Source organism: Acinetobacter sp. AYS6, from assembly GCF_025630795.1.
In the GTDB taxonomy this organism is placed as follows: Bacteria; Pseudomonadota; Gammaproteobacteria; order Pseudomonadales; family Moraxellaceae; genus Acinetobacter.
In genome coordinates this window covers 494,446-504,952 of the sequence record NZ_JAOTNV010000005.1, presented here as the reverse complement: position 1 = coordinate 504,952, position 10,507 = coordinate 494,446, and the positions used below count along the sequence as shown (strand labels likewise).

Annotated in this window: 9 protein-coding genes and 1 pseudogene; 6 read left to right on the top strand and 4 right to left on the bottom strand. The window is 35.8% G+C overall.

Features of this window, described 5'->3' with window-relative positions:
- Together OD757_RS07100 and OD757_RS07095 are read right to left on the bottom strand one after the other, a co-directional pair.
- A partial coding sequence (locus tag OD757_RS07100; RefSeq protein ID WP_263031375.1) for a hypothetical protein occupies positions 1–580 on the bottom strand: 580 nt, incomplete at its 3' end.
- Positions 581–779: 199 nt separating this feature from the next.
- A complete protein-coding gene (locus tag OD757_RS07095) occupies positions 780–1,151 on the bottom strand; it encodes an NADPH-dependent 7-cyano-7-deazaguanine reductase (RefSeq protein WP_263031374.1) in 372 nt (123 codons plus the stop codon).
- A gap of 474 nt (positions 1,152–1,625) precedes the next feature.
- On the opposite strand from OD757_RS07095, the pseudogene OD757_RS07090 reads away from it, so the two are divergent.
- Positions 1,626–2,538: pseudogene (locus OD757_RS07090) on the top strand (hydrolase or metal-binding protein).
- 303 nt (positions 2,539–2,841) lie between these two features.
- Positions 2,842–3,453, top strand: coding sequence for a GNAT family N-acetyltransferase (locus OD757_RS07085; protein WP_263031373.1), 612 nt, complete (start codon positions 2,842–2,844; stop codon positions 3,451–3,453).
- 1,289 nt (positions 3,454–4,742) lie between these two features.
- On the opposite strand, the gene OD757_RS07080 is transcribed toward OD757_RS07085, so the two are convergent.
- Together OD757_RS07080 and OD757_RS07075 are read right to left on the bottom strand one after the other, a co-directional pair.
- Positions 4,743–5,333: a hypothetical protein gene (locus tag OD757_RS07080; protein ID WP_263031372.1), complete on the bottom strand. Its 591-nt coding sequence runs from the start codon at positions 5,331–5,333 to the stop codon at positions 4,743–4,745.
- A gap of 95 nt (positions 5,334–5,428) precedes the next feature.
- Complete coding sequence (locus tag OD757_RS07075; RefSeq protein ID WP_263031371.1) at positions 5,429–6,052, bottom strand: TetR/AcrR family transcriptional regulator; 624 nt, start codon at positions 6,050–6,052, stop codon at positions 5,429–5,431.
- 180 nt (positions 6,053–6,232) lie between these two features.
- Between OD757_RS07075 and OD757_RS07070 the strand changes: the two genes are divergently transcribed.
- Genes OD757_RS07070 through OD757_RS07055 form a run of 4 tightly spaced genes read left to right on the top strand, consistent with a single transcriptional unit; the run spans position 6,233 to position 10,505 of the window.
- Complete coding sequence (locus OD757_RS07070) at positions 6,233–8,851, top strand: type VI secretion system Vgr family protein (protein WP_263031370.1); 2,619 nt, start codon at positions 6,233–6,235, stop codon at positions 8,849–8,851.
- Between the two features lies 1 nt (position 8,852).
- Positions 8,853–9,368: a DUF4123 domain-containing protein gene (locus OD757_RS07065; RefSeq protein WP_263031369.1), complete on the top strand. Its 516-nt coding sequence runs from the start codon at positions 8,853–8,855 to the stop codon at positions 9,366–9,368.
- Between the two features lies 1 nt (position 9,369).
- Complete coding sequence (locus OD757_RS07060) at positions 9,370–9,795, top strand: hypothetical protein (protein ID WP_033847080.1); 426 nt, start codon at positions 9,370–9,372, stop codon at positions 9,793–9,795.
- Positions 9,786–10,505: a hypothetical protein gene (locus OD757_RS07055; RefSeq protein ID WP_263031368.1), complete on the top strand. Its 720-nt coding sequence runs from the start codon at positions 9,786–9,788 to the stop codon at positions 10,503–10,505. The genes OD757_RS07060 and OD757_RS07055 overlap by 10 nt, the downstream gene beginning before the upstream one ends.
- The last annotated feature ends 2 nt before the right edge of the window (positions 10,506–10,507 follow it).

Genomic DNA, 10,507 nt, shown 5'->3' with positions numbered 1-10,507 from the left:
GTTGTCTGGCAAGGATGACATTGAGATCATGCCAGTGAGACCAGTCATACAGTAGTTTTATAACCGTTGCAAAACAGATTCCACCTACAATAAGGATAAATATATTCCACATATTCTCGGTTAGACCTAAATTGAGAAATGGTTCTTTTTTAATGAAGAATAGAATAGGCCAGATACTCATTGAGAAGAAAAGGAATATATTTAGGACTATAATTTTAATCCTCTTGCCTAATGTGGAATGAATATTAATAATCTTGCCTGATGCATCACGGGACACAACAAAGCCGGCCCGATTCCATGCAAATGTCCAGTATTTCACCTCAAAATCATCAGCATCAGATGTTTCTAGAAAATATTCGAGTTCCTCGCATTTTGCATTTTTTACACCACTCAAAGCGGCTGCTGCACTATTTAAGAGGATTTGTTTTACTTTGTTATCTTCATCTTGAAGTCCATCGATTCTTTTACGTTCATCAAAGAACTTATTTAGACGTTCATAGCGTTTGGCATTCAGTGTCTGGTTGTAGGTTGGAGTAATATATTCTCTTAGTTTTTCGAAGAAATTGAAGTCAATTCCCATATTTCGTCCTTTGCATTTATTCTCAAGTAATAAAAGTTATATTCATCATTTAGCCAAAGTAGGGAGCGTGGCTTATATCCGTCATGATCAATAGAAAGTTGTGAAGTTTTTAAATCGTACAGTTGACCTATTTTTTGTATTCAAGCTTATTCTGTCGAGTAGGAATTTTGCCCTAAGGCAAAACTCCAGAGCCTAAAACTTATTGAGCTTCTTTAACGTGAAATTGCTTGTCTTTCACAAGAGAAATAATTCCTTCATCTCCTTTGGTGTGAATAAATACCCCGTTCTCGCCCTCAAGAAGTATACCGCTAGCTGCATGACCATTTTTAAGTGCATAGCTGTTGCCTTGGCTATCTTCTAATGTTGCAGTTTCAAAATTATCAGTGGTTTTTAGCGTAAAGATTTGCTTGTCTTCAGTGAGGTATTTGAATGTTTTCTCATTCGCTTCATTACTGTTAGCTTGTGCTGGTGCACTAGCTGCTGCCTCAGTCGCAGGAGCTTTCTCTTTAGCATTACATCCAGCTAAAACGGCTGCCGTCAAAATCGTTGAAATTAAAAATAAGTTTTTCATATTTAGTCCTAGGTAAATAATTTGTATTGCTACAAATTGGGAGAATGGTAAAAGTTATCATATTTTAATAAAAATGTGGCATGGGTTTTATTTTTGTACTATTTTTAACAGTAAGGCCTGTTTGTTTAAGTATATTTAATGGTGTCGGCTGGGTTTAGATCGTTTAAAAGCAAAAATGAAATGGGTCAGCCGACGCCTTAATGACTTTCTTTTATGGGTAACTCTTTACCCATCTTTATGGTTTCTCCTCTTATGTGATCATTTTTACAAACGTTGTCCGCAAGGGGAGAGACCGACCTCAATCCAGATTTTTCTTCTTGTCTCTAAATCATTCGGTAAATGCTGAATGAATAGAGCAGTAGAACGATGTGTAAAACTTAAGATATTCCAAATGAAATCGAATCCCGTAGCAAAGCTGCGGGATTTTTTTTATGGCTTAAAAATGATTAAATCGTAAAAGAGAGGTACTTCTCCATGATCAAAGGTCTAGCAATTACACCCCCAATACTCGGTCGTATTAGTATCGGTAAAATTGTAGAAAAGAATGGTAAACGGATCCCTGAAAAGGATGACCAGTTCACTATTACCAGCCAAATCCAAGGCAAAGATGGCTGGGTGAAACATCCAATGGATGAAACATCCAATGGATGAAACCCTACGAGCAAAAGCAGGGAATAACAAGCTCCGCAGCATTCCCGTCAGAATGATCTTTAATGACCCTGAACTCAATCTTCGAGCTGAGTACATTTTATTTGATCGACAGACTGGACGTCCTATCTGTATCGGGAACGGCGAAACATGCCAGCGATCAGGAAAAAAGGGGATTGAACAGCATTCATGTCCTTCACCAAGTTTATGCTCATTGGCACAAGGGGGCTTATGTAAACCTTATGGTAGGCTTTACGTCAATTTGGATGATGCAGATGAGTTCGGGACATTTATTTTTAGAACCACTGGCTTTAATAGCATTCGCACATTAGCAGCACGATTGGCCTATTACCAAGCAGCATCCGGCAAGTTACTTTCATGTCTACCATTGCAATTGACCTTAAGGGGGAAAAGTACCACGCAAAGTTATCGGACTCCGATCTATTACGTGGATTTAACTTTAAGGGATGGAACAAGCTTACAAGATGCGATTACTACAGCGAAAGAAATTGATGTGCAAAGTAAACAGGTAGGGTTTTATCAGGAAGATTTAGATCAGGTGGCACGACAAGGTTATGCCAATGCCAAGTTTGAAATGGACAGTGAGGAGGGAGTGGATGTGGTCGATGCGTTTTATAGCAATGATGAACAATTGTCTCAGTCTCAAAATGATGCCTTACCCTCAAATGTAACAACACTGCAAAAGGGTTTGGCACAGAGTGTCAGAGCAGTGAATTAAGAAGAGAGCCTTCGGGCTCTTTACCCTCAGTCTGCTTTTTATTTTAATACTTTAGTGGGATGTACCACAGGCATATTTTGTAATAAGTTTAGCCTAAGTTGATTAATTTCATTGGATCTGAAATATCAATTCAAGTTTACCGTTTCGCCACATTTCTCCGAATGTGGTTTTTTTATGTAATAAAAAAACAGAGAGAAATTATGGTTCACTCAAATGCTTGAATAGATTTAATTGAGTAAATGTCGGTATGATTTCGTAATTTTATATTGAATCTTGACTATATAAACAATCAGGGAAAAAGAGATGGTAGAAAGTTTGAATATGGTGGTTGCAGGTTACTCTAGTATTCCAGCAGGGCATATTGCATCAGTTGTAACATGTTTAGAAATGCTCGAAAATCCAATTAACAATCAAGTCCAACTACCAGAAGGTTTTTCTTTATGTCTTTATAATTCAAATGACTTAGATGAATACCGTAACTTATTTCGTTTGGTTGGGTCTGACTGGCTATGGTTTTCACGCTTATTAATGAGCGATGAACAGTTAACCGAAGTTTTAAATGAACCTACGCGTGAGATATATGTCATACGCTATGCAGATCAAGATGTGGGGCTACTAGAATTAGATTTTGGTGTAGTAGGAGAGGCCGAGTTAGTATTTCTTGGCTTGACATCTACGGTTAGGGGAAAAGGTATTGGGCGTGCAGTGATGGATACAGCGACTTCATTGGCTTGGAAGAAACCTATTCAACGGTTTTGGGTCCATACCTGTACTTTTGATCATCCATCTGCTTTAGGATTTTATATTCGCTCTGGATTTAAACCTTATGCATTAAAGTTAGAGGTTCAAGCTGATCCACGCCTTAGCGGACATTTACCTCTTTCTGCTGCTGCACATGTTCCAGTAATTACCTAGTTGATAAGATTCAAGATGGAATAGCTCAGGGAATCGGGGGGGGAAATTAGGGAGACTAAGTTTGGCATTTTTATGCTACTAGTCTTTTTATTTTAATACTTTAGTAGTGTACAGTATTTTTATATTTTTCAATAAGTTTAGTCTAAGTTAACAATCTGGCTCTTTTGAACTGGAACAATCATTACAAGTTTATCTGTTCGCTTTTTTTCTTCAAATATGACTTTTTTATGCCTCTAAAATCTAGTGGTAAAGATTCAAGTCTCAAAATAGAACCCGAATAAAAGATATACATTGAAGGAGTAGCTCAATTGTTTATATATTAAAAATATTAAATAAAAACACTTATTGCAAAGAAATTCTAATTAATTATAAATAAGTCAATGATTCAAAAGTATAAATGTGCTTATCAAAGATTTAAAACAAGGCAGTATAAATAGAACAATCATAGTTATTATGTTTTATTGAGGATTTTGATTTAAATATATAATAATTAAGTAAATTATCTATTTTATTTGATGTTTGTTACGCTTTTATGAATTTATTTAAACCCTCTAAAAAGATTAAAAATGTGTATTTCCGCTTTGGTGAACATCGTTTTGTACTATTAGCAGTTTTCATGTTTGCTGCGTCTAAACAGGAATGGTCCAAAAGCGATATTAAGAAAGTTGTAGATGAGGCTTGTAGAAAGGACTACAAGCATTTAGTGAGTACACTTAAAGAGCATTCAATAGCCTGATCAGGCTGCCAAATGAAGATGATTTTACACAAACATCAAAATATTTATCATGAGGTGATTTAGGTTAGTTATTGAAAAGTAATTTTAATGGTTATTATTTAAAAAAACTTTTCAATTGATTTTTTTAATTAAATTAATCTAAAAACATTATGTTTGTATATATTGTACTTTCTTTGATTAATCATTATATTAGGCCTTGCTAGGCAGTAATGTTTAGTATTTCAGGATTAAGTGGTTTTCACTATACCCATTCCAAGTTTTTGGAATGGGTTTTTTATTGGGTAAAGGAAACTCTCTTTTGTTTGTTTTGTGACCTACATCTCAAAAAACGCCTTAAATTAAATAAAGTAATTTTTTTATCTTGACTTAATTAGTTGGATTAAAATACATTCGTAAAGTATTTTATAAAACTATATAAATTAAAAATTGCTTAAATCCTGAAATACAGTAAAAGGCCTGCTTTTAGAGCAGGCCTTTTGCTATGAAGTGATTTAATAAACACCCTCTTATCTTTTTGAAAAGCTAAATTTATTTTTCACTACGAGATTTATCATTAGCTCCTGTTTTTTTCTTTTATTGAATTATTTTTAATCAAGTTTTTGTGGTTGAGCAGAAAAGCTAAACCTGTTCCGCACATGATCCCATATATAAATGTGACAACTGCAAAGAAAGAATATGCAGGGACTCCAAGATTATCAGGTGTTTTGGGATTATTTATAACAAAGAAAATAATTGCAATTAAGATACCAATAAAGGATGCAGACAATGTGTAAAAGAATTTAGGAAGTTGATTTATGACACTATCGATAATTTTACTAGTGAATGATTCATTGGGAGCCGCTTTCTGAATGAGCTTTAATAAGCCAATAGCGGTGAGTGATGCCATTACGAGGATGATAGTCTCATTAACATCAATATTTTTAAGTTTGACATCAATATATTTAAATAAGAGAGTTTCATTTCTTAAAAAATTACTCGAATAAAGTGCGCATGTAAAAAAAATAAAAATTTGTGAGAGAAAGGTTAAGATTTCAATCATTAAGAATTCAGTAGTGGTCTTTTTTCTCTCTACAATAACTTGGTCTCTTAAGCTTTTAGGTAAGTAGGTTGATAATTTTCTAGATGGATGTTCTGGATCGTGCATTCTTGGTCCTGATGACTTGATGGAGGTTACAATTAAAGAGAGCAATTAAAAGTTTTAATCATTATTGATAAGCATAAAAATTCATAAATTAAGGGCTATGTCTTTGTTCTAAAGTAAGGGGGATTGGCTGTGTTAGAAGTTTTTTCGAGTTCAATCAATGTCTGGATAAAGACCCATGTTTTCTGTGGTCTAATCGGGGCTTTTTCACAAACAGAACTATTGATGATGCCATCCAGAAGTGAGTTAAATAGATGAGCTAGAGCGATAGGGTCATCCAGTTCTAATTCTTTCAAAATAGAAGTTGTAGTATCAAATAACCAATTTCGATATTCATCCAGTACAACCAGAATAGATGGGTATAAGTCTCCTACATCCATGCGTGCTTTATGAAATGGACACCCTTTGGCATCATTTTGGTTCACCCAGTCGATATACCAAAGGTAGAGTTGTTCTAATTTTTCTAAAGGGTCTGATCGTGCCGCGATATGCTCTTCTACATCAATCTGAATATCGAGTTTTAATTCCTTTAAGCAGGCAAATATCAGTTCTTCTTTAGATGGGAAGTACTTATAAAAGGTCGCTTTTGCAATATCGGATTCCGTAATGATACGGTCGATCCCCACAATGATGTAACTCTCCTGAATAAAGAGCTGAGTTGCAGTGCTTAGAATAATTTCTCGTTTTGATAATTTTTTTTTAAATTTTATTTGTGCATTCATAATGGGTTAGCGCAATATGCTGAAGTAATAAGTCTTCCATTTTAGTGTATAGATGGGTTGTCCGACTAGCCACCAGAAATGGGATTGATATAAGAATAGAATGATCTGTATTTTTGCAAATTGAACTATACAGACCGTTCTGTTAACATTATTGCAATTAATAATTAATTTTTCATCATAATGTTGAATAATATTTTTAGTATTTTAGAAAAAATAGGTTTTGGTGTTCAAAATCGTGCAATTAATGTTCATTTTTCAAGTGCAGAATTAAATTCACAGATTATGTTGCAACGTATTGATGGTTATCATGGCATTAACGATGGACTATCAGCAGAGCTTATTTGCTTATCTACAAACCCATATATTGAATTAAAACAATTTATTGGATGTCAGGTTGCAGTTGATCAAGTGACAGATTCAGGTCACCTTTTTAGAACTACTGGTATAGTCACTGGCGCTAGCCAAGGACAAAGTGACGGCGCTTTCAGTCTGTACCGCTTGACTATGCAGGATGCAACGAGCTTATGGCATAAACGACGCAATAGCCGTGTGTTTATGAATAAAAGCGTAGTGGACATTATCGAAGTCATCTTTAAGGAATGGCAAAGTAAGAGTCCTTTATTTGCATCAAGTTTACAGTTAGATACGAGTGGTTTAACCAAAACATATGATGTACGCCCGTTTTCCATGCAGTCAAATGAAAGTGACTATGCATATTTAACTCGAATAATGCGTGAAGAATCGATTAACTGGCTTGTGGATGAGGCGAGTAATCTTGTAGCAAGTAATAGTCAAAGTATTGAGGCACAAAAACTACGTTTAATTGATGATAATGCTCAGTTTCAATCGCTCGAACGCAAAACCATTCGTTATCACCGTTCAAATGCGACTGAACAATATGACAGCATCACTAGTTTTATTGCTCAGCGACAGTTACAACCAACAGCTATTCATGTACAACGTTGGCAAGCGGATAATCTAAGTCAAGAAGATGCCAGTGGATCAGTGGTCAGCTCACATCAACACAGTGCTCAGCGAGACAATGAAAGCTTAAGCTTAGAACAGGCGTGGAATATATCTCCTGCTTGGATAAGCGATCTTAAAGGAGAGGATCAAGCCACAGCTTCAAGTAATTCTCAGTTAGAAAAACTGAATATGCATTTAAACCAATATCAAGTCCTACAAGCCAAGTATTTTACAGCGCATAGTAGTGTACGAGATACTCAAGTCGGTTATTGGTTCCAATTGATTGACTATCCAGAATTAGAAAAAAATCATAGTCAGCAAGATAGGGAGTTTTTAATCCTTAATAAGCATTTTTATAATCAAAATAATCTACCCAAAGATATTCAAGACCAAATAGAAAAACTATTGACCTTAAGTCACTGGCAAAACAGTAAAGACAGTGAACAAGAGCGTCAGGCCAATGAATTTGTAGTTGTTCGTAGAAATATTAATGTTGTGCCTGAATATGATCCTCTAAAGCATCGTCCAGTTGCTCATGTACAACGTGCCAAAGTGGTCAGTGATGGTGAAGAAATCCATGTGGATGAATGGGGGCGAATTAAAGTTAGGTTCCTGTTTACACGTATCGAAGACCATGCCCATGATGGTGGTGCGGGGACTAATAATACTGATACAGATTCGGCGTGGGTAGATGTCCTCACTCCTTGGGCTGGTGAAGGTTACGGAGCACGTTTTTTACCTCGTAAAGATGAAATCGTAGTGGTGGATTTCTTTGATGGCAACATTGATCGCCCATTTGTAACGGGACGCATCCATGAGGCTCAGCGTTCGCCAACGAAGTTTGATATTAAAGGGCAACTTCCTGACACCAAGAAACTGAGTGGTATTCGTTCCAAAGAGGTTAATGGCAGCGGATATAACCAGCTTCGTTTTGACGATACTACAGGACAAATAAGTACCCAGCTACAAAGTAGTCATGGTGCAAGCCAGTTAAATCTGGGGAAACTGAGTCATCCTAAAGATAAAGCTGAAAGTGAAAACCGCGGAGAAGGTTTTGAACTGCGTACAGATCAATGGGGTGCAGTTCGAGCAGGTAAAGGTTTATTAATTAGCGCTGCAAGCCAAAACAGTGCTTCAGATATTCAGTTGAATATTCAAGAACTGTTAATGCAATTGACGGAGTCTTTGGATCAACTTAAAACCATAGAAAACAATGCTCGAACCAGTAAAGTCTTTCAAGATGAAAATTATCAAATTAGTCAAGATCTTCTAACTCAAGTTGAGAGTACCTTAGAGAAATTCGAAGAATCCAATATTTTAGTCAGTGCTCCCAAGGACTTTATTTCAGTAAGTCAGCAAAATCAAACTCATGTTGCTAAAGAAAATATAAAAATGATGGCTGGGAAACAATTTGATTTGAGCTCATCTGGTGAATTGACTGCTCATGCAGCAAAAGGCTTAAGTTTTTATACACAAGAAAAGGGAATTAATGCTTTTGCCACACAAGGGAATATCAAGATTCATGCACAAAATGATGAGCTAGATTTAGCATCTTTAAAAGATTGCAAGATTATGAGCACTGAAAATGCCATCACAATTGCAGCCAAAAAAGAAATTATGCTGACTTGTGGTGGTGGGTACATCAAAATAAAAACTAATGGTTCAATTGAAATTAATAGTCCTGGATTAGTCGAAGTTAAATCTTCTCAAACTAAGTTCCTTAAAGGGAGCAATCATAATTTTGAATTGCCGAATATTTCTAGCAAAATCTGTATTCCATGCTTGTTAGATGCAGCTAGGAAATCATTGCCGTTTGTACATCGGGAAATTTGATATGAATACTATTCAACTCTTTGATCATATTTCTCAACAGCAAGAATCGAATCCAAATTTAAACTTTTATTTGCTTTTAGATACTGCGAAAAATCATATTTACATCAGACGGTGGTTAAAAACATTGTCGGAAAAACAACTCAATCAAATAGGGAACTTATTTCACGGCACTATCGATGAAACTTCACCTTTAGAAGTATCTCCTTTGTTGCTGCATATCAATCAAGAAAATAATGAAGTACTGCAACGGACACTTTTAGTCAGCGAGAATATAGGGATGTTTTCACTGATAGAAACATGTTTGTCTAAACAACCACTAATAAAGCATTTACAGCCATTTTTACAGGCTGAGATGCCGAATGGTGAACTGGCTTTGTTCCGGTTTTACGATCCATTTATTACTAAAATCTTAGATAAGATGCTGGATAAGCAGGAATATCAAAAATTATTTAAGCCCTTGAATAATTGGTGGGTTCAACAAGCCAATGACACCTTTAATAATTTAGTGAGCGATTAATATGGCAATTAAGTTTACGCAAGAACAAATCGATTCATTCATTACAGATCGTGAAGAAGAATTAGCTTTGTGGAATTGGAATAGGTTAAAAGAAAAATTTCCATCGCTTTCCAAAAAATATTTTGACGATGATGAGAAGAAAGGTGTTGATTTTTTACTTCTTGCCCAAACTCGCGTGAAAAAATATTTACATGGTTTGGAAGATGACATCGACTACAACAAATGGCGCGCTGTTTATGGGGAGATTTGCTTCATTGTGAATAAATATAATATTGATGAAGACAAATGGAATAGGGGAATTTTAGAAGAAAGGTTATGGCCCCCATATTTAAGAATAGACGTTTTAGCAGGGATTGTAGAAAGTTGCTTGAATAATTCTGAATCCCAAAAATTCTATGCTGCCTTGGAGAAAGAAACATGGCAGTAGCAGCAGATATAGGTAGTTTTGGTGGATGGGGAACAGTCTCTGAAACGGCAGGTACTGTTGTTAAAACAGGTACTAGAGCAAATCCTATCGGCGCAATATTGATTGGAGTTTTAACCCCATCCACATTAGGTGATGGGACAATTTCAGGAATGCATAATATTAATATTAATGTAGCAGAAGAGGATATAGAGGATAGCCGATCATCTATTTCACAGGAACAAAAAGATAGAGCATTAGCATCAAGTAAAGCAAAGACTAAAGAATTAGAAAAATCTTGTAGTAGTAATAATAAAGAATGTAATAAAGGGCAACACAGTGGTCGAATCCAAGCACAGAATGGAGAACGCATGATTGTAACTGCCACTGAAGCTGGCAGTGCTTGGACAAATCACCCCGTCCCACCACCATTACTTCTATGTAAGCAATATGCACTTTCAATGCGTATAGCTATGTTGAAAATAGAGGGCCATAGTAAACCCGATCAAAAGACCAATACTAGGCCTGTTGATTATCATAAAGGTGCAACGAAAGCATATAAAGCTCTAATAAAATGGATGGAACAGAAAGTGCCTTATGGGGTTAGTTCTAGAGGAGCGAATAAACATTCCTTTAGCTTTGATGGGTCATATCAGCTTGGTAGATTAAAAGAAGGGCAAGATGGTAGACGTATTGACTTAGATGTGATGAAAGGCGAGATATTAAAGAGTTAATT